The following is a 21911-nucleotide window of genomic DNA, read 5'->3' on the forward strand; positions in this document are numbered from 1 at the left end:
TTTTACTGGAAGGAAACTTTGTGAAGTTAATTAAATTAATTACGGTATTGCTTGTTTTTGCAATTGTAACACCATCATTTGCGCAAGGAAGTGGTCAGGGGGTTGCACCAACAGAACAGCAACTTGAACAATTTAAAAAACTACCGAAGTCACAGCAAAAAGCGTTAGCTGAAAAATATGGTATAGATTTAGATTCACTTGGCTTTTTAGATGCTAGCCAAACATTAGATAAAGAAAATGGTGATAAAAAATTATCTTCAATATTGCCTCGTGATTTAGAAAGTGAAGACACTGAAGAATTAACCGACGAAGAAAAATTCAAACCTAAAGAAGAAGAAATAAAACCATTCGGTTATGAATTGTTTTCTGGTGAACCAACCACGTTTGAACCATCTGAAAATGCTTTAGTGCCGAATACCTATGTGGTTGGCCCAGGTGATACGTTTACTATTAACTTATATGGTAAAGAGTCATTTAATGGAGAAGTGATAGTTGATCGGGAAGGTCGTCTTGCGATTGATAAACTTCAACCTGTTAATGTTGCTGGCATGCAATATAACGAAGTTGTTGAGCTAATTAAGCAAAAAGTAGAACAAGAAATGATTGGTGTAAAAGCATTCGTTTCTATGGGTGAAACTCGAACCATAAGAGTAATGGTGCTAGGAGAGGCTTACAAGCCAGGCGCTTATACGATTCCTTCATTATCATCAATAACGCATGCCCTATTTGTTAGTGGCGGGCTATCAGACATTGGTTCTTTGCGCAACATTCAGTTAAAGCGTGCGGGGAAAACAATACAAACACTCGATCTATATGACTTACTAATAAAAGGCGATAGTTCAAACGACGTTATTTTAAAGCCAGGTGATGTAGTATTTATACCGCCAGTAGGCAAACAAGTCACGGTTAGTGGTGAAGTACGTCGACCAGCTATTTTTGAGCTAACAGGCTCAGAATCAATGGATGATTTGATCGCGATGGCGGGCGGACTTAAAGCTGAAGCCTATCAACAAAAAACAGTAATTGAACGTTTTACAGGTAATAGCTCCAAAACTATTCTACAGCTTGATCTGACTAAAAGTACTGAATATAAGCCTAGAAATGGCGACATAATAAAAGTACCTACATCAAGCGATGAATTAGATAACGCTGTAACGTTGTTAGGGGCCGTTACTTATCCAGGTAACTATTCTTGGCAAAAAGGGGATAAAATTAGTCGTTTGTTTACCTCGATTAAAAGTGACCTATTACCTACTGCGGATTATGAATACGCACTTGTTGTTCGTGAAATCAATCAAAAAGGTGATATTGAAATATATCAATTTTCACCTATTGAAGCTTCAAAGCAAAATAGTAAAAGTGATATAGCGCTTCAGCCTAGAGATATTATTGTCATTTTTAGCCGGTTTCAAACAAAAGAAGATGAGGAAACAGCGTTAAAAACATTAGCATTAACAAAAGAACAGTTAGCGTTACGTGACCGAATCAAGCTGTGGGATAAATATGAAGAAAAACAATTTTATGAATTTATAGATTTAGGTGGCTCGCTAGAAAAAGAATTAGCAGAGCAATTGGCTGATGAAGAAAGTAAAAAAATCACTAACATTACTGACTACCTTAATAGCCAAGAAAAAGAACTAAAAGACAGTGACTACGCTGTTTTTAGCCGAGAAAAATTATTAAAACCTATTATTGCAAAGCTTAATCAGCAGTCAACGTATACCAGCCAAGTTAAAATATTTGGGATCCGTGGGGAAGTTCGTTTCAGTGGTGTTTATCCATTACCAGCAAATGCAACAATGAAAGAAGCAGTGCTTGCTGCCGGAGGCTTAAAAGAATCAACATACCTTGAAAAAGCAGAAATTACACGTTACGGCAACGAAAATAAAAGTGCATTAAATCATGTAACTGTTAATTTAAACAAAGCACTTTCGAGTGACTCTAAAGTAAATTTTGCTATACAAAGCAAAGACTCAATCAGTATTTACCCAATACCTAACTGGCAAAAAGATCTACAAGTAGAAATTGTCGGTGAAGTACGTTTCCCTGGTGTCTATAGTATTCGCAAAGGTGAAGACCTTACCAATGTATTAAAAAGAGCCGGTGGGTTCACTGAATTCGCTTATCCACAGGGCTCTGTTTTTACTCGTGAATCAATTAGGTTTCAAGAACAACAGCAGTTAAATAAGTTATCTGAAGACTTAAGGCGCGATATTGCAACCAAAAGCTTTAATAGCTCAGTTACAGATTCATCGCTTAGTTATAAAGATATGGATAGCCTGATTAATGATTTAGCGAAGGTAAAAGCGGTAGGTCGTTTAGTTGTAAATTTAACAGCTATCGAACAGGGTAAAGAGCATTTACCACTGCAAAATCAAGATATACTTTACATTCCAACAAAAAGTAACAGTATTAGTGTTGTAGGAGAGGTTAACTTTGCCACGTCGCATATTTACAATCCATCTTTGTCACTTGATGATTACATTAATCGAAGTGGTGGGTTTAAACAACGCGCTGATGAAGATCGTATATACATAATTAAAGCCAGTGGTTTGGTTGAAGTGCCAAACAGGGGTTCATGGTTTGCATCTAATAAAGCAGATGAGTTGAGCCCAGGCGATACCATAGTAATACCACTGGACACAGAGCATACTGATACCCTAACGTTGTGGAGCACCGCAACACAAATCCTTTACCAAACGGGTATAGCGGTGGCTGCTATTAGTAAACTGTAAACATGAAGTATATTTCTAAAGAGAAATTGGGTCTTCGCTATGATATTTGAACTTATGATGCTGGTTTTTGCATTCGGCTTTTCGTATGCCGTTATATTTGCTATTACGCCATTGGCGGTAAAATTTGGTTTAGTTGATACGCCATGCAATCGCAAACAGCATGATGGGTCGATACCGTTAATTGGTGGCTTATCTATTTTTTTGGCGGTATTTATATCAGTTATCGCATTTTACCCACTTACAACACAAGTTATTAGCTACTTGGTATGTGCAGGTGCAATTGTTATTTTGGGAGTAGTCGATGACTACCGCCAGCTTGGTGTAAAAATACGCTTATGTATACAGGTTGTGGTTGCCTTAGTTATGATAATGGGTAGCGATGTCTATATTCAAAACCTGGGTGATCTTTTCTCCTTTGGTGATGTTAATTTAAGCTGGCTAGGTATTATATTTACAATAATTAGCGTTATAGCCTGTATAAATGCTTTTAACATGATTGATGGCATAGACGGTCTTGCTGGCTCACTGAGTATCCTAACTTTACTTTCAGTTTTTATTTTAATGCTATTGAGTGGCAATTATGCATTTGCTTATCTGCCACTTATTATTGTTGCGACAGTTGTGCCTTATTTAGCGTTTAACTTAGGTGTTAAAGGCCATAAAAATAAAAAAATATTTATGGGTGACGCAGGCTCAATGTTTATTGGTTTAAGCGTAATATGGTTTTTGATGGTGAGTACACAAGCGAGTGAGCCAGCATTTAGACCCGTTACTGCATTATGGATAATCGCAGTGCCATTGATGGATATGATGGCTATAATAATACGTCGCACACGTAAAGGTATTTCCCCGTTTCATGCAGATAGAGATCACTTGCATCATATTTTTATGAGAGTAGGCTTCAGCCCTCGTAGAGCTTTGAGTGCAATATTATTTTTTGCAATTGTAATGAGTTCAATAGGGATAATCGGTGAAATATTACAAGTACCAGAGTGGTTAATGCTTACGTTATTTATACTTGTTTTTGTATTTTACGCATTAGCATTACAGCATTGCTGGAAAGTAGCGCGTTTTTTAAGAAAAAAAAATAGTAAGCATTCATGAATAAAGAGAGAGTTATGAAAAAAAGTCACGGTTTTACAATGATGGAACTACTCGTCGTTATTGTTATTTTGGGTTTGCTAATGTCGTTAGTAGCACCTAAATTTTTCTCAAAACTAAGTTCATCTGAACGTAAAATTGCTGCAGCGCAAATGTCATCATTTGAAACCGCAATCGATACTTACCGTCTTGATTTAGGTAAATATCCAACAGAGCTATCAAAATTGCGTCAAGGTGATGAGCCTCGTTGGGATGGCCCGTACTTACCAAAAGATATCCCGCTAGACCCTTGGGGTAATCCATATATCTACAAAATACCTGGTACAAACGGTAATCCATACACTTTAAAATCTTATGGTAGTGATGGGAAAGAAGGTGGCACAGACAATAACGCGGATATCATTCATCAATAATGCAATTACACGACTTACTGCTAAATAAATTTAGCATAGATCCGCACGATCTTGAACGTGCAACAAGCTACCAAGCAAAGTACAGTGGCCGGTTAGAGCAAATTCTTGTCAATATGGGGAGTTTACCAGAGGATCAAGTTGCATTATTACTTAGTGAATATTTGGATATCCCTTTATTTACTAATGAGCAATATGCAAATTTTACGCCTTTGCTAATCGACAAACCAACGCTCGATATTTTTATAGCTCAAAATTGGGTGCCTATTAGTGAAAGCGCCCAGCATATTGAGTTTGCATGTAAAGATCCGCTAAACCAAGTAATGAATGAATGGTTAATTAAAAATAACCAAGCGTACTCGTTATTTATAGCAAACGAAGTTGATACACAGCTTCTCATTGCTAAATACGAAGAACCAACCGCAGATGTGTTGGACGATAACCCACTTGATGAAGAAGAGCGACTCAAAGAACTTGCCACAGAAGCACCAACAGTAAACTTACTTAATTCCTTAATTAGTCGTGCATTACGCCAAGGTGCGTCCGATATGCATCTTGAACCTTATCAAGGGCGTTATCGTGCACGTTTTCGTGTTGACGGCGTATTACACGAAGCGGAAACAATTTCGGCTCGCAAACAGTTGCCTATCATTACCCGATTAAAAATACTGTCTGGTATGGATATTGCTGAAAAACGTCGTCCGCAAGATGGCAAAATAGAAATGAAAATTGCCAATCAAGAAATCGATATTCGAGTATCGGCTTTGCCTCTAAATGATGGCGAGTCAGTCGTAATGCGTTTTTTACGAAAAGAAAACGTGCGTTACGACATGTCTGTATTAGGTTTGTCTGCTGATATTAATCAAATGATTTTAGAAGACATAAAAACGACCGCTGGGGTTGTATTGCTTACAGGACCAACGGGCTCGGGTAAAACAACGACTTTATACACATTTTTAAACGCCTTAAATAACGATGATGTAAAAATCATTACTTTAGAGGATCCTGTTGAATACCAGCTTCCTGGTATAAACCAAGTACAGGTTAACAGTGATATAGGTTTTGACTTTTCGGCAGGTCTACGTTCAATTGTACGTCAAGATCCCGACGTCATAATGTTAGGTGAAATACGCGACAAAGAAACAGCACAAATAGCGTTGCAATCAGCGCTAACGGGGCACTTAGTATTTAGTACTGTACATACCAACGATGCAGCCAGTGCGTATACACGTTTACTTGACTTAGGTGTTGAAGAGTTTTTACTTAATGCAGCACTAGTATCAATTGTTGCTCAGCGTTTAGCTCGTAAAATTTGTGCACATTGCTCAGAGCCAGAGCCAGATGCGCAAGTACTTATAGAAAAATACAACTTAGATAGCTTTGCTCAACGCTTTAATCTACCAAAAATAGAGTTAAAACGTGGCAAAGGCTGCGAGCATTGTAGCCAAACAGGGTATAAAGGCCGTATGGCTGTAACGGAGTATTTACGTTGTGATAGCGAAATAAAAGCAATGCCAAAAGATGCCGATTTTATACCTAAAGCTAAACAGCATAATCAAAGCTTAAACAGACGCACATTGCTCGAAGATGGCTTATACAAAGCGGTACTTGGACACACAACTATAGCAGAAGTGATTAGGGTAGCAGGTTAATGCCACTATTTAATTACAAGGCGTACGATGCTTCAGGCGCTAAATCGCAAGGGCAAATAGATGCGCTCAGCCAACAAGATGCTATAGCAAAATTAAAAAGCCAAAAGTTACTAGCCTTTGAAGTCAGAGAAGAAAAAAAACACGTATCGTTTGGGCTATCGTTTAATAACAAAATATCGTTATCGGATCTCGAATTTTTAACTGCAGAGCTAAGCTTGTTATTAGCAACAGGGGTTAGAATCGATCGTGGTTTAGATATAATTAGGCGGACCAAAGCAAAGCCTGCATTGGCTAAAATGCTAGGCGATATAAGCAACACAATAAAAAAAGGCAGTAGCTTATCGCAAGCATGCAGGGCGCATCCTGAGGTATTCGATAACCTTTACTGTAACTTAATTGAGTTAGGTGAAGCCTCAGGGAATTTAAGCGAAATATTTGCAGGACTTGCTAAAGATCTAAAATTCAAACGAGAGCTGCAACGTAAAATAATAGGCTCGCTTACCTACCCTTGCGTTATTTTATTTGTATGTGTGTTAAGTATATTTTTTATATTTAACTTTATCATACCTAAAATGGCCGATATGTTTGGTCAGCTCGACACTATGCCTTGGTACACTGAGCTAATGTTATCTATTAGCGCGTGGATGAATCAATACCAAGGGTTGCTCGTACTAGGGGTTATAGCTACAATACCGGCATTAATGTGGGCTTCAAAAAAGCCAGCATTTTTAAAGTGGTGGCACACATCTGCACTTAAACTGCCTGTTGTTGCTAACGCTACTATAACGGTAGAGCGCATACGTTTTAATAGCGGTTTAAGCTTAATGCTTAAAGCCGGTGTACCTATCGATCAAGCCCTTGAGCTCTCAACCGGTAATATTAAAAATCACGTGTTAAATCGCGAGATGAATATTGCCCGTAAAAAAGTTAAACGTGGTAGCCAGCTAACGCCTACACTTGAGCAGACATCTTTGTACCCACCATTTTATATTTCACTACTCGAAGTAGGTGAAGAATCGGGAAACCTCGATATTGTGTTTGAAGAAATAGCCAATCGCTCACGCCAAGATTTTGAAACTTGGACCGACAACATGACAGCATTAATAGAACCATTAATGATTTTATTTATGGGTGGATTTGTCGGTGGTATTGTTGTTGTAATGCTAATGAGCATGATTTCACTAAACGACGTAGGTTTTTAAATGTACTTAGTTAGTCGTAGGTTTAATAAAGGGTTTACCCTAATTGAGCTTATTATTGTGCTTAGTATTGTTGGTTTATTATTAGCTGTTGTTGCGCCTATTTCTATTAAAGCGGTTGATAAAACAGAAGCTAAAACAGAGCTGTTAACTACTACAAAGTGGATTAAAAACATTGGTTTTCAAGCATTCATAGAACAGCAAAATTATGCACTAGAACTCAATGGTAATACATTAAATTTATATTCAAAACCAAGTAATGAGTTGATTAAAACAAAAACCTTAGAATCATTAAAATTTACCCTACAGTGGGTTAACTTTAATGCAAATGGTTTTGTTAGTCCGCAACAAATTAATGGCCACTTTAGAGACCAACCATTATCTATTTCGTTAGAGCTTGCGAATGAAAAATAACAACAATAGCGGGTTTACACTAATAGAGTTACTGGTTGCCACCATTATTTTATTCACCGCCATGGGGGCCGTATCGCTTATTTACCGAGGTGCATTTATATCAAGCGAAAAAGCCAGCAACCACGTTAACATAGTGGCTAACGTGCCCGCGTTATTAAGCCAAATAAAACAAGATGTACAAAATGCAAGCTCACAGCAAACGCAATTAAACGCTCAAGGCAGTGCTTGGCAAAGTACATATACGTGGCAAGCCACAGTGCAACAAACTAAAACAGTAACCGACGATGTAAGTAAGTTAGAGTTTGGTGAGCAAATGGCATTAAAAAAGCAATTTAAATTATGGCAAGTTGTTTTAACCATTAACAGCAACGGAATTGTAAAAAACTATACCTTTAACGAAGTAAGCTGGCACGATGCATAAGCAGCAAGGTTTTACCCTTATTGAATTGCTAATATCGGTGACGTTACTGTCGTTACTGATGTTTACTGGTAACTACGTATATATGCAGTTAGCTTCGCGTTGGGATAAAGAGCTGGGCAGTTTTGAACAAAATGCAGCGCAAACTAGAGCCGTTTATCTATTACAAAATACCATTGACGGTATTGAACCTTATTTAATTAAAAATAAAAAAGGTCGTCCAGAAATGTTTTTTGTAGGAGGCATTGATAGCTTATTAGCCATTACTAAGCGCGGCCTTATAGATACACAAAACCCCGAAATATTTAGGCTAACCGCTGCGCAAAACCCCAATGGTAAATACAATCTAGTTTATCAAGCTATATCCGGCAGTGAGTTACTGCTAATCAATAGCGAGCAAAATATAGAGTTTACACAGCAAAAAATCTTATTAACTAACTTAGATGAAGTAAACATAAGCTATTTGGGCTGGAAAAGCCTGGATGAAATGGCAATGCAAACTCCTGGCGTAGTGCCGACTTGGCAAACTAGCTACTCGGGGTTAGATCAGCAACTTACGCCACAAAAAATAAAAATCACCCTCGTTAAAAACCAACAAGTACTCGCGTTTTACAGCCAGTTAGATAAAGAATCTAATAGCTGGTTTAGTAACTATATACAAACGGGTGACTTTTAATGCAGCGCGGTATCTCGGGCATAGCCTTAGTACAAGTACTGCTAATAGTTGCGGTGCTTTCTATATTAGCATTGTATTTTACTCAATCAGCGCGTAACCAAGTGCATAATGCCACCTTAATGGTCGACAAAGCACAAGCGTATGTCGAGCTGCATAACGCCGAGGCCAATATACTGTATGCTTTGCTAACAGAAGACAAAAATCCGCAATCTCGTAAGCAAACAGATAATCAAAGTAATAGCGCGCTTATTGCAAATTGGAACTTTCATGACAAAGAGTTTAAATACAACGAATATGTAAATATCGCTTTGCAAGATTTACGGGGCTTACTGAATTTGCACTACCCCAATAAGCAGCGCTTAACCCAACTGTTGACCTACAGTGGTCTAAATGATTATGATGCGCAGCTAACTTCGCAGCAAATAATAGATTGGCAAAGCGTAGATGCACGCAGCGATTACTTACCAAATAATGTAACCGCGCGCCATGCTGCTATTCACGACATTAGTGAGTTAAAGCATTTAGGTTTACAGCCCAAACAGTTAAATGCGTTGCAGGATAATACAACGCAATATAAAAAGGGGTTATTCAATCCCATGACAGCGCCAGACTCATTGCTTAATGCCTTGTTAAGCAACGACGTAGCAAGTCATGTTATTATGCTGCGTAATGCAAAACAGCTAACAGTAAATGAGTTTGCACAAGTAACTGGTTTTTACGAGAGTGAGGATATTATTTTATACCCGTCAAACTTATTTAAAGTTACCTTGCAAGCTCATGTGGGCGATGCAAATATTAAAAAAATAACTTATTACCATTTGCAACCAAATAAGCAGCTTGTTGTGAATATTGTTGCAGTTAAGGCGCAGTAGAGTATTTAATGATTAAAAGTAAACTAACATTATGGATAAAAAAGTGGCTGTGCAAAAATGTAGTTTACTACAGCAATGCACCCTATAAGTTTGCTTTAAATGGCGAGCAAAAATTTACTTTAGTACCAACGCCCGTTGTAAGTGATGAAAGTAAAAACACAGCCCTAATACAAATAGTAGGGCGTATACATTACTCAGAGCAAAGTGAAAACTACCCCATAGGCAATAAAAAAGAGCTGGTTAATTTAATTAAAATTAATAACTCTACTGTCAATAATGAACCTAATACACACAATGCTTATATTATTAAGGCCCTAGAGCAAGATCAAAGTAAAGTAACGCATTGGCGCTTTACTGGCGTCCCTAAAGCATGGTTAAACTTGCCGGAAACTTTATTACTAAGCCAAACACTCAAAACTGAACAAGTAATAAGCAGCAGTGTATTTGCGGCTATGTTTGTAGCTCAGCATCAGCAAAGTGTGTTTTCGGCGTTAACAAGTCCGCTAGTTAATAGTGCTGAACGTTTTGCTGCAATGTTTGGCATACCTTGCAAGCATGTTATTAATATTAGCGACCCCACACAGTACGCCCAAACGCTAATTAAAGGTTTGCAAGCACAACCTAAGCAGCAACTAGCAGCATTTTTTACGTTGCCTTCAGGGCTTTTTACTAAAGCACAGCTAAAAAAATCAGCCATAATATTTAGCGTGTTTTTTGGTGCATATGTTGCGTTAACCTGCGGTTATTTAATGTATAAAACACAGTCGCTGCAAAGTGAGCTGGCACAAAATAAAGGTGCAGTTAACCAAGCGCTTACTACGTTAGAGCAATTTCAAACTTCGTCCGACACGCTCAAAACGCTGCAAAGCTTTACCCAAAGCCAGCAAATTTCAAGTTCATTGTTTTTTGTACTGCATCCGTTATTTTTATCAGCAGAGCTCAGTAATATACGCTTTGAAGAGGGTCGTTATGTACTACGAGGCACCGCAGATAAAGCCACTAACGCCTTGCAAATAATAATAAACAATCCACGGGTAAATAACGCAAAATTTGACTACCCATCGCGTAAAGAGCGCCGTGGCGAGAGCTTTGTAATTAGCTTTACACTCACAACGTTACAAGATCAAAGCATGCCTATTGCACCCAATACAACTCGCGAGGCTAAATAACCATGTTTGATTTAAAACAGCCTAAACACCAGTTGGCCCTCGGTGCATTAGCATTACTAATTATATTAAAATTTATAATAGTGCCATTGTTTGATTGGCAAAATGAGCAATTGAGCCAGTTAGCTAATTTACAAAAGCGTGCCAGTAAATCGCAAAATGTAATTATTAATCAAAACCAAATAAGCAAAAGTCAGCAGCAAATTAATGCACAGCTAAAAGCAATTAATAGCTTATTTATTAGCTATAAAAGCGAAGCCGAATTTAAATTAGCCATGCAACAGCAAATAGAGCAAACCATTGCCAGTAAGCAGCTGCAAATAAACACCAGTAGTTGGCTTCCTAGTTTGTTAGTGGCTAACGGGCAATTAATGCGCCATCAATTACGTTTAAATATAAAGGGCAGCACGCTTAATTATATAAAATTAATAACCTTGCTTGAAAATACCGCGCCAAAGGCTGAGTTAAAAACCTTTAATATAAACCTTAACGGGCAAAATAATGAGCAGTTAGGCCGAGTAGAAGGCACCATAGAGCTTGCCTTTTATATGCAACAGTCAAAAAGTGAACAAACTACAGCAATGCAAGAGGCGCTATGAATAAATTAACCTTAGCGGCTATTACGGCATGTGTATTGTTATTAATTAGCGATATTACGGGGCGTTTTATACAAAAACAGCCGCAGGGGCAAAACGACTTTTCTGCCGGTATTAATAATGCACAGCCTCTGCCTTTATTGTCAGATCCAGCAAATGTACAACTAACGCAGCTTTACACTAATTATGTTGAGGTGACTAAGCCAGTACAAACAGAGCAAGGTCTGAGTAAAGCAGCGCAAGCGGCGCAAAATGGTGAGTTATTAAGCGTATTTGCAGGCGATTTAGAACTGAGTCTTAAAGCGGTTATTTTTGCACCGATACCTTATGTACTTATAGAGCAAAAAAATATAAAAACGCAGCAAACTACGCTAGTTAAATATATAAATGAGCAAAGCGTGGAAGGGTATACGCTGAGTATATTGTCAAATACACAGGTGGAGCTTGATAAAGCACCTCAACATATTACTTTAGTAATGTACCAGCGCGGTTAATTGCTTAATACACTATTGCACGGAAAAATTATGAAACACAGCAAAACACTTATTTTAGGATTACTGGCAAGTGGCGTATTAGCTGGTTGTAACACCACCAATGGCGGTATTGCTCCGCAACCATCGTATTTAGAAAATACTACTATAGTAAACGTTAAAGCAAACGATGTAGAAAATTTAAGCACTAGCGATTCTAAAACCGCTGCTCAACACGGCATCACGTATTTAGAGCCTTTAGCAAGTAACAAAACAAGCCAGAGCACCCAAGCCGACTTAGCCAGTAAATTTAGCAGTACCGAAACAGTAAAGCTAACTGCCGACAGCTTATTAGTAAAAGACTACCTGCATTATGTGTTTGGTGAGTTACTTAACGTAAATTACATTTTAGGCGAAGAACTCAATAATTCTAAAGATCAAATAACCCTTAATTTGCAAGATGAGCTAAGTAAGCAAAAGCTATTCTCCTTGAGTGAGCAAATGCTGCAAGAGCGTAACATACTCATTCGTTATCAAGAGGGTATTTATTATATTCATAAGTCAGAAGGAGGCTTATCAAGTAACTTAGTTTACGGCTATGGCGCAAATCCAGAAGACGTCCCTAATTCAGCAAACGAAATCGTACAACTTGCACCCTTTAAATCGGGCATGCAAACACCATTAGCAAACACGATTAGGGAGTTAACTAATGTTAATGCAACCCCATTATTTGACCAACAAGCAATTATGTTTAAAGGTAAACGCAGCGACATAATAAAAGCGCTTGAGTTTATGCAATTGGTCGATCAACCCGCATTTAGAAACCGCTCAATAGGCATGTATAAGTCAACCTTTATACCGGTTGATGAGCTAGGTAAGCAGCTACAGAGTTTAATGAAGCAAGAGGGTATTTCTGTAAGCATTAATGCTTCAAATGAACAAGCAGTGTCGGTAGTACCAATAGAACGTACTAATACTCTGGTATTTTTCACCAACGACAAGCGCTTTATAAAAAGAGTCGAATATTGGGCGAAACAGCTTGATCAACCCGCCGACGGCAACCAAGAGCAATATTTTGTGTTTAACCCTGAATTTGCCAGAGCAGCAGATTTAGGTGAGAGCCTACAAGCATTACTAGGCGGTGGTACGTCACAAGGCTTGAGCAGCTCAACCTCAGCGGCGAGCCAAAATAAGCAAGTTGGTAGTAGTGGCAATAATACTAAAAGTAACGCTAAGCAAAGTATTTCAGTCAGCGTTGATGGCATGAAAATGGTGGTGGATTCGCGCTCTAATTCAATTATTTTTTATACCACTGGGGATGCATATCGTAATTTACTGCCTATGATTAAGCGCCTTGATATAATGCCAAAACAAATCGTACTCGAAGTGATGATTGCCGAAGTCACCCTTACCGATGAGTTTAAACAAGGGGTGGAGTTTGCTTTAACAAATAAAGGCGTAGCAAAGCAAGGTGGTTTTAATTTAGATAACAATGAGTCAGGGTTATCTTATGTATTAAGTGGTATACAAGGCAGCCTCACACTGAATTTGCTGCAAAAAAATTCTTATGTAAACGTGCTTTCACGCCCAAGCCTTGCAGTGCGCGATGGTGTTGAAGCAAGTATAACTGTAGGTAATCGTATTCCTGTGGTGGGCGACATAATTACCGACCCAGTTAATGGCTCACGCACTTCAGTAGAATATTTAGAAACCGGTATTGATTTACAAGTCACTCCAACCGTAAATGCGCAAGGGGTGGTATTAATGGAAATAACCCAAAAAATAAGTAATCAAGCGACCACTAGTGGCGCAGGCGGTAACCCGATTATTTTCGAACGCTCTTTAAAAACAGAAGTAATAGCAGGTAACGGGCAAACCATTATGTTGGGTGGCTTAATTAGCGAGAACAGCACGCTAAGCGATCAGTCGGTACCCTTTTTATCAACAATCCCATTGTTTGGCCGATTATTTGATAGCACAGATAACAACACTAATAAAACAGAGCTAGTGGTATTGGTTACGCCGCGAATTGTTAACTCTACTGCCGAGTGGGATAGTGCCTATAATCAGTTTAAATTGGGCTTAACTGAGCTTAAGCTCTCTGAAAGCAAAGTAGATGGCAAAAAATAAAAAAACACATAAAAAAACACTAGATTTTATGTAGTTAAAAAGTATTGTTTTTAGTTGTTGGTTTTAATAAAAGATTGTTTTTTAAGAGTGTTATTTATAACTTAGTGAGTTTGTGCTTTATATTATGTGGGCTTGTAAGTATTTATAATCGGTTTTATGCATAGTGCTGCATATTTACTACACTGTATAAATGATCAATAAACGCTATCTAATGATTTTATTTAAGCTGTTGTTAACAATATGTTTTTTTTGTTTATGTTTTTTATACCACGCTGATTTTTAAGGGTTTTTAAACCTTGTGCGCTGGTGCATAAAACGGTAACATTAATCTATTAGTTTAAGCTTAGTTAATTGCTTGACAATAAACTAACAATGTTTAGACTACTCTTGGTCTGATTAGTAGTCACTTAGGTGACGGCCTATGGTGCATGGTCAGCCATAAATATAAAGGGAACAATGAAAGTTCCTGTTTCATGAAACTTTGGAGAATAAAAAATGTTTAAAAGAACTTTACTAGCGCTAGCGCTAACAAGTGTTGCTGGTTTTGCTAACGCTGCTGTTACTTCTGCTACACCTAACGTAGTATCTCTAGAAGGTGCTGTAGGCCAAACTTCTGTAGCTGTACCTACTTACACAATCAGACTTGCTGCAGAATATGCAGTTGGTGATGTGTTCGTTATTACTTTAAGTGGCGCTGAGTTTGATACTACATCAGCTCCTGCTATCACTTTTGCTGGTTTTACTAATGTACCTACAGTAGGTCTACTATCTAAGACTGCATCTACAGCTACTTTCCGTGTAACTGCAGTTCCTTCACCAGTTGAAGTATTCAGCGGTAAAGATTTCCTACTTAACGGTTTAACTCTTAAAACTACTTCAGTAACTGATGCTGCAGGCGATATCAAGCTTTCTTACGCTGCAAAAACATCTACTGGTTTAGATCTTGATAACGTTGGTACAGCAACTTCTACTGTTGTTACTTCTAAGTCACAGTTAAGCTCTTCAGCAACAACTAAACTTAACGCTGTAATTGACGTTGAAAACGAGCGTAAGCAGTTTACAGTTGGTAATGATTCAATCACTACAGATACTTTAGTAGTTACTCCTGTTGTTGCAGCTGCTGGTACACACGACGCAGTTTACACTGGTGCTACTCACGTAATCAAGGGTGATTTCTCTTGGATGGAAAGCGATGGCGACGCAGGTATTGATGCTGCTGAACTAGCTGCTGCATTTGCTGCAACTGGTGGTGCTGATACATACACTAGCACAATTAACACTGCTGGCGATTCTATCACTGTAGTAGTTGCTGATGCTGCTGGTAATACAGCTGAAGCTATGACAGGTACTTTCACTGTTCTTGGTAAAGCAAACGCTAAAGCGCCAATCTTACCTACGCAAATGTTCACTATTGATTCTGCAATCAAATACAACACTGCTGCAGGCGCTGCTTCAACTAAGACTATTGCTTCAGCTTCTGCTGGTGCTTGGACTCTAAATGGCTTTGATGAAAACATCGTTTTCATGCCGTTTGATGCTCAGTACGCTCAGTCTATCAATGTTTCTAACACTGGTTCTGTAGCTGGTGCAATCACTGTAGATATTACAGCTGAAGGCAAAACTTACACTAAAACTTTAACAGCTACTGCTACACCTAAAGCAACTACTAACATTTCTGGCGAAGTTAAAGCTTTCGCAACAGCAAGTGGTGTTATGGGTAATGCACACGTGAAAGTTGTAGTTAACTCTCCAGCTGGCGACATCGACGTAACTGGTGTTTACTACCATAAAGCTGATGCTGACCGTGTAAAAACTAAGTAATTAGTTTTATACATAGGCCAACTGGTTTATGAAAAAAAGCGAGCTTAGGCTCGCTTTTTTATTGCATATTTTTTATGTTTGTAACTCGCTGTAACAGCCTGATAACACTTAGCGGCTAGACCCATTTATGCTTGTTTGCTACACTGCCCCACCTTTTTGTTTTATGAGTGACCGCTTTGAAATACCCCATTGTAAAGCCCTTTTTACCCCCGTTAAATAACTATACAGCACACATTGCATCGGTATTTGAGCGCAACTGGCTTACTAATAATGGCCCGTGTTTGCAAAAGCTTGAACAACAACTTGCTGGGTACTTTAATGTTGAGCACCTATTACTGGTTGCTAACGGTACATTAGCATTGCAAGTGGCGTTTGCGGCACTTAATATTGACACTAACGAAAGCGGTTGTGTATTAACGACCCCCTTCTCATTTGCAGCGACGGCCAGCTCGCTATGTTTTGCAAACCTGACCCCTGAGTTCATTGATATTGACCCTGAGACCTACAATATAGATATAGCAAAAGCCAGTGAGGCACAGTTAAATAAAGCAACGGCTATTTTAGGGGTGCATGTATTTGGTAATCCGTGTGACGTGGCAGGTATTGAACGCGCTGCCAAACAGCATAATTTAAAAGTTATTTACGACGCGGCTCATGCTTTTGCCAGCGATATTAAAAATACTGACAATGATATGACTATAACAAGCGTATTGCACAAAGGAGATGTAGCTACATTGAGTTTGCATGCAACAAAGCTGTTTCATAGTGTTGAAGGCGGTGCGATTGTTTTTAAGCACAAAGCCGATTATTTAAAAGCAAAGCAGTTAATTAACTTTGGCTTTGATGCACAACAATACCCTGAATTTGTAGGTATAAACGCGAAAATGAGCGAAGTACACGCTGCTATGGGGTTAAGTGTATTTGAGCACCTTGACCATATAACGTCTTGGCGCCAGCAATTAAGTAAGCGTTACACTGAACGATTAAAAGCAATCAATACGGTACAGTTACAAGTTTGGCACTGTGATGGTAATAACAATGGCGCATATATGCCGGTGGTTTTTGAATCACAAACCCTACTACTAAAAGTGCAGGCGGCGCTCACTGAGGTGGGTGTGCAAACTCGTCGTTATTTTTTCCCAAGTTTGAGCCAAGTCCCAGCGTATGGCATGCGCGGAGATACCCCACTTGCAAATAGCCTTAGCGAACGTATTTTGTGCTTGCCTATGTTTACAGACTTAACCCTCGATGGCGTAGACGAAATATGTGATCATTTAATGACTGTGCTTAAGGCCAATACTTAAGCTGTTTTAGGTTGATATTACAAGGCGTTTAATATGGCAATATATACACAACAAGCATTGCTTGATTTAGGTTTTTTGCGTGTAGGCAAAAATGTACGTATTTCTACGCAGGCCTCATTTTACGGGGTAGGCTCAATTAGCCTAGGTGATAACGTACGTATTGACGACTTTTGTGTAATCAGCGCAGGTAAGGGCGGGATTTTTATAGGCAGCCATGTACATATTGCGGTGTTTAGTTCATTAATAGGCGCGGGTAAAATCAGTATTGATGATTTTTGTAATATTTCCTCCAGAGTGTCTATTTATTCAAGCAGTGACGATTACTCGGGCGAGTACTTAACTAATCCCACAGTGAATGAGCAGTTTACTAACGTAGATCATGGCCCTGTAACGCTCAAAAAACACGTTATTGTGGGGGCTGGCTGCGTTATTTTACCCAATGTAGTACTTGATGACGGTGTTGCTCTTGGCGCATTAAGCTTGGTTAATCGTGATTTACAGTCTTGGGGTATTTACGCCGGGCAACCTGCGAAATATATAAAACCGCGCAGTAAAAATTTACTTAATTTAGAACCTGCATTTTTAACGCATTATAATAGCGAGCAACAATGAGTCTACGCTATGAGTAAAGCTATATGAACCGAGTTATTCATGTGTTTGCCGACACACCACATCATTATTTTCCCATGCAGCAATTTTTTAATGTGCAGTGCAAGCCCAATTGTAGCCAAGTATTTTGGGTTAAATCAGCGCAGAGCGTTGATGGTTTTGTAACCTATGCAAATAATGCTGAGCTGTTTGCGTTGCTTAACGACTTAACTAAAGCCGATAACGTGGTATTTCATGGTGTGTTTGATATGCACATATGGAAAAAGTTACTTTTTAACCCTGTTACTAAACGCAGTAGCTGTGTGTTGTGGGGCGCAGAATTATATAGGCACACTAAAGCAGGGCGCACTATTAAGCAGCGTATTGTGCATGTATTGCATGCATTGGTTATTAATCGTTTTAATCACGTTTTTGCGTTAAATCCAGGCGATGCTCAACTTGCTAAACAGGTTTTAAAACGTAAGGCAGTTGACGTACTGCCTTATCCACTTATTGGTATGCAGGTTCAGGAAACAACGACCAACGCTAATTTTACCAAGCAACCTTTAAAAATCTTGCTGGGTAATTCGGCTGCCTCAAGCAATAATCATATTGAAGCCTTGGATAAGCTATCTCATTTAGCGGGGTGTAATATACAAATAATAATGCCGCTTAATTATGGCGGTGAAGCTCACTATGTTGAACGCGTTATTAGCCATGCTAATGCACTATTTGCTAATAAAGCAGTGGCTATCACAAGCATGTTAAGCAAAGCGCAATATGACGATTTATTAAACGACGTTAATATTACTGTATTTGCTCAGCAAAGGCAGCAGGGTCTATATGTTGCGTATGCAATGTTGCTTATGGGGAAGCCTTTATTTTTACTGGCGAGCACGTCAAGCTACAGCAATTTAACGTCGTTAGGTTTTGACGTGTATAAAACACAAACATTAACAGCGCTTAGTTTTGATGAGCTTGCACAGTTAGCAAGCAAGCAAAATAGTAAAAATGCAGATTTAATGCAGCAGCATTTTACCGAGCAGGCTCTGGCCCCTAAATGGCGTGCAATGTTGCAAAGTTTGTATGAAGAAGCCTAGTTTTATGTGCCCGATTTTTATTGAGAAAAATACATGAGCGTAGCGCGTGATGCGTTAAGTGGGGTGTCGTGGACGGCCTCATCAACGCTTATTAAGGGGTTGTTACAGTTAGTTCAGTTAATAGTGCTGGCGCGCTATTTAACTGCTGCTGAGCTGGGTGTACTGGCAATAGTGCAATTGGTGGTTAGCTTTGCACAAATTTTTGGTGATGCGGGTATTTCTAATGCCCTTATTTTTCATAAAAATTTAGTTAAAGATCAGCTTAACCAGTTATATATAGTAAATGTATTGCTGGGGTTATTTATTTCGGTTGTGGTGTTTGCAATGGCGTTTCCTATGGCGTTATTTTTTGATATGCAGGCACTAACATTGCTGTTGTGGTATTTATCGCCGGTATTTTTAATTCGTAGTTTTGGCCAGCAACCTTTGGCTTTACTACAACAAGCTATGCGGTTTAATAGCATTGCTAAAATAGAGGTATTTGCCAGTGTCGCAAGTTTTACCGTACTCATTGTGTTACTTGCATTTGACTTGCGCTTGCTTTCGGTGGTGGTATCGCAGTTGTTAAATGCGTTGCTTCTCAGTGGTTGTTTACTTATTGGTTTTGCACATTTACGACCAAAGCTTACGCGTTTGCGTATACACAGCATTATTGAGCCAATCAAATATGGTTTGTACCAAACCGGTGAGAGCTTTGTAAATTTTATAAGTGCTCAACTAGATCAGCTCTTAATTGGTAAGTTATTGGGTGCTGAGGCATTGGGTATTTATGCTTACGTAAAAGCATTAGTGTTTAGGCCTGCATTGCAGCTTATAAATCCGGTGGTTAATAAAGTCGCGTTTCCGTTGATGGTTAATCATCAACATACACACAGTTTAGCGCTGTTATATAGCATGATTTTACGTTTGCTTAGCTTAATTAATATTCCTTTGTATAGCCTTGTTGCGTTATTTCCGAATTTAGTTTTGAGTTTCACTTTTGGTGAGCAATGGCTTGAACATGCTCAGCTACTGCGTTGGCTGGCTTTGTATATGTTAATAATTTCGATGATGAATCCTATTGGGGTGCTTTTAAGAGCCAGTGGTAACGTTAAACGTGGTTTTTGGTGGAATATGGGAGTAACAATTGCCCGGCCATTGATTATTGTGTTTAGCATTGAGTCGGGCATTGTTGAAATGGTTAAGATGTTGGTGTTATTGCAAGTTGTATTATTTGTATTACATTGGCTGTATTTAATAAAACCAGTTAGCGGCCTGTCGGCAGCACGTTTGTGTTTATCACTTGCGCCAGCTGTGCTGGCATTTGCTATGGTGTCGTTGTTTATTTTGGTGTGTGTACAGCCTTTATTAATGTTATCGGCAGTATATTTGTTTGCGTTTATTTGTGTTGGGTATGTGCTTGCTATAGCTCCACAATTAATAAAAGTTTTTAAGTTTATTCGAGGTTCGTAGAATGCCCGGCATAGTAGGTTTTATTAGTAAGAATATATTACCCGATACTCACCCTTGTTTGTCTGAGGTAGCGGGTAAAGTTGCAAGTAGCTGGTGTTTAGAAGGCCAATACCAGCAGCTAATAAAAACAACTGCGGGCATTGCGCATCATCACTTTAATAATCAAAACTTAAGTGTTGATATATGGGGGGATGTGTACTCTATTAATGGCACAGATTGCCAGCAAGACGATGTTGCAGAGCTTGTAGCAAATCAATATTTGATAGGCAACTTAAGTGAGTTATGTAGCCAACTAAATGGCTATTTCACGTTTGTTATTTTTGATAAACAAGCTCAGAAAGTGACATTAGCAACAGATCGCTTTGGCATAAAGCCTCTTTATTTGTGGGCTGATAACTATGTAGCTAAAGGGTTTGCCAGTGAGCCTAAAGCACTTGCTCTACACCCCGACTATGTGCAACACATTGACCTTGCGGCACTTAAAACATTTGTTGATGTGGGACACATGCTAGGTGAGCAAACTTTGTTTAGCAATATTAAACGTTTAGCACCGGCGTCAATTACAAGTATTGATATTACTAGCTTAGAGTATGACACGGTACGGTATTGGAGTTGGGGCGATATTAAAACAAACAATGCAATGACGTTTGATGAGGCAACAGCGCACGCTTATACCCTGTTTGATAGTGCGGTTGAACGTTGCATAAAAACAGTTAAGCAACCAACATTGGCTATAACATTAAGTGGCGGGCTTGATTCTCGCGTATTACTTGCGGCTGCAAAACAGCACTTTAAAGGTACAATAAAAACGTACACCTTTGGTGAGGCTGGTTGCGATGATGCTGTACTGGCTGAGCAAGTTGCACAGTTGGCAGGTGTATCGAATCAGTTGGTAAGTATAGATGAGCATAACTGGTTTGATGGCCGTGAGCATGGCGTATGGCTAACCGACGGCCTTAAAAATATGTTACATATGCACGCATTAAGTTCAGTAAGTAATATAGCCGCTGACTCCAATTATTTGCTTAACGGCTATTTAGGGGATGTAACGTTTGGTGGCAGTTACTTGTTTGATCAGGACAAAGCATCGCTTAGCCAATCGCAGCGAATCGCAGAGCGTTACTTTGAACACTTACCCAATGCAAATATTACCGATGCCTACTTTGAACACACTAACGATGATCCCATTTTAATTTACAACCGAGGTGTACGTTTTATTGGCGCTGGTAGTGATTTGCTCAGCCATGAACTTCATAATTTCAAGCCGTTTATGGATAACGATTTAGTGGCGTTTTTGTACTCGTTACCAGATGAATATCGCCGCAATGGTAAGCTTTATCATGCGATGTTACTGCGTTACTACCCTGACTACTTTAAAACGATTGCATGGCAGCAAACAGGAAAACCTATTTCGTTGCAATCAACACATGTTGAACCGCTGAACAACCCGTTAAAGCAACGCCTAGTGGGTTTAATTAAAGGCTCTGTTTTTGAACGTCTTGCCCGTAAGCTATATCGACGCATTACACCTAAAAGGCATTATGTTGCATACGATACTTGGTTGCGAGAGGCTAAATTTAAACGTTATGTAGAAAACACATTATGTGATTCAAATAGCGATGTTAAAAAGTTATTAGGTGATGAATATATTGATAATGTTGTGACCCGTTTTTTTGCTATGGACGATGCAATTAAGCCTGAAAAAATAGGCAGCTTATTAACTGTTGAGCTTTATTTAAAGCGCCTACGTAATGCCTCAAACAGTAGCGAATATGGTAAACACGGGATTATTTTGCGATAATAACTT

At 38.9% G+C, this 21911-nt stretch carries 19 protein-coding genes; all 19 read left to right on the top strand.

The features are described from left to right. Positions 1–20: 20 nt before the first annotated feature. The gene (locus tag PALI_RS13915; protein WP_193156201.1) at positions 21–2735 is read left to right on the top strand and encodes an SLBB domain-containing protein; all 2715 of its coding nucleotides are present in this window, start codon (positions 21–23) and stop codon (positions 2733–2735) included. A 39-nt stretch (positions 2736–2774) separates the two neighbouring features. Further along, positions 2775–3839, top strand: a complete 1065-nt coding sequence (wecA, locus tag PALI_RS13920) for a UDP-N-acetylglucosamine--undecaprenyl-phosphate N-acetylglucosaminephosphotransferase (protein ID WP_193156202.1) — start codon at positions 2775–2777, stop codon at positions 3837–3839. A 14-nt stretch (positions 3840–3853) separates the two neighbouring features. After that, positions 3854–4249, top strand: coding sequence for a type II secretion system major pseudopilin GspG (gene gspG / locus PALI_RS13925; RefSeq protein ID WP_193156203.1), 396 nt, complete (start codon positions 3854–3856; stop codon positions 4247–4249). Beyond that, positions 4249–5898, top strand: coding sequence for a GspE/PulE family protein (locus PALI_RS13930; protein ID WP_193156204.1), 1650 nt, complete (start codon positions 4249–4251; stop codon positions 5896–5898). Before gspG ends, PALI_RS13930 begins: the two co-directional genes overlap by 1 nt. Then, positions 5898–7100, top strand: a complete 1203-nt coding sequence (locus tag PALI_RS13935) for a type II secretion system F family protein (protein ID WP_193156205.1) — start codon at positions 5898–5900, stop codon at positions 7098–7100. Before PALI_RS13930 ends, PALI_RS13935 begins: the two co-directional genes overlap by 1 nt. Beyond that, complete coding sequence (locus PALI_RS13940) at positions 7101–7511, top strand: type IV pilin protein (RefSeq protein ID WP_193156206.1); 411 nt, start codon at positions 7101–7103, stop codon at positions 7509–7511. After that, entirely contained in the window at positions 7501–7932 is a 432-nt protein-coding gene (locus tag PALI_RS13945; RefSeq protein WP_193156207.1) for a PulJ/GspJ family protein, read from the top strand. The genes PALI_RS13940 and PALI_RS13945 overlap by 11 nt, the downstream gene beginning before the upstream one ends. Then, positions 7925–8605 carry a PulJ/GspJ family protein gene (locus PALI_RS13950; RefSeq protein WP_193156208.1) on the top strand — a complete coding sequence of 227 codons (681 nt, stop codon included), beginning with the start codon at positions 7925–7927 and terminating at the stop codon, positions 8603–8605. Before PALI_RS13945 ends, PALI_RS13950 begins: the two co-directional genes overlap by 8 nt. Next, the gene (locus tag PALI_RS13955) at positions 8605–9477 is read left to right on the top strand and encodes a type II secretion system protein GspK (protein WP_193156209.1); all 873 of its coding nucleotides are present in this window, start codon (positions 8605–8607) and stop codon (positions 9475–9477) included. The genes PALI_RS13950 and PALI_RS13955 overlap by 1 nt, the downstream gene beginning before the upstream one ends. An 8-nt stretch (positions 9478–9485) precedes the next feature. After that, positions 9486–10646, top strand: coding sequence for a hypothetical protein (locus PALI_RS13960; protein WP_193156210.1), 1161 nt, complete (start codon positions 9486–9488; stop codon positions 10644–10646). 2 nt (positions 10647–10648) lie between these two features. After that, the gene (locus PALI_RS13965; RefSeq protein ID WP_193156211.1) at positions 10649–11242 is read left to right on the top strand and encodes a hypothetical protein; all 594 of its coding nucleotides are present in this window, start codon (positions 10649–10651) and stop codon (positions 11240–11242) included. Beyond that, complete coding sequence (locus PALI_RS13970) at positions 11239–11733, top strand: hypothetical protein (RefSeq protein ID WP_193156212.1); 495 nt, start codon at positions 11239–11241, stop codon at positions 11731–11733. The genes PALI_RS13965 and PALI_RS13970 overlap by 4 nt, the downstream gene beginning before the upstream one ends. 30 nt (positions 11734–11763) lie before the next feature. Then, on the top strand, positions 11764–13839 hold the full coding sequence (locus PALI_RS13975; RefSeq protein ID WP_226894555.1) for a secretin N-terminal domain-containing protein: 2076 nt from the start codon (positions 11764–11766) through the stop codon (positions 13837–13839). 495 nt (positions 13840–14334) lie between these two features. Beyond that, positions 14335–15660, top strand: coding sequence for a hypothetical protein (locus PALI_RS13980; RefSeq protein ID WP_193156213.1), 1326 nt, complete (start codon positions 14335–14337; stop codon positions 15658–15660). A gap of 176 nt (positions 15661–15836) precedes the next feature. Next, entirely contained in the window at positions 15837–16964 is a 1128-nt protein-coding gene (locus PALI_RS13985; protein WP_193156214.1) for a DegT/DnrJ/EryC1/StrS family aminotransferase, read from the top strand. A 33-nt stretch (positions 16965–16997) separates the two neighbouring features. After that, complete coding sequence (locus PALI_RS13990; RefSeq protein WP_193156215.1) at positions 16998–17576, top strand: acyltransferase; 579 nt, start codon at positions 16998–17000, stop codon at positions 17574–17576. 23 nt (positions 17577–17599) lie between these two features. Next, entirely contained in the window at positions 17600–18652 is a 1053-nt protein-coding gene (locus tag PALI_RS13995) for a TDP-N-acetylfucosamine:lipid II N-acetylfucosaminyltransferase (protein WP_193156216.1), read from the top strand. 33 nt (positions 18653–18685) lie between these two features. Next, a complete protein-coding gene (locus PALI_RS14000; RefSeq protein WP_193156217.1) occupies positions 18686–20104 on the top strand; it encodes an MOP flippase family protein in 1419 nt (472 codons plus the stop codon). Between the two features lies 1 nt (position 20105). Then, positions 20106–21905: an asparagine synthase-related protein gene (locus tag PALI_RS14005; protein ID WP_193156218.1), complete on the top strand. Its 1800-nt coding sequence runs from the start codon at positions 20106–20108 to the stop codon at positions 21903–21905. The last annotated feature ends 6 nt before the right edge of the window (positions 21906–21911 follow it).

This window comes from Pseudoalteromonas aliena SW19 (assembly GCF_014905615.1).
Taxonomy (GTDB): domain Bacteria; phylum Pseudomonadota; class Gammaproteobacteria; order Enterobacterales; family Alteromonadaceae; genus Pseudoalteromonas; species Pseudoalteromonas aliena.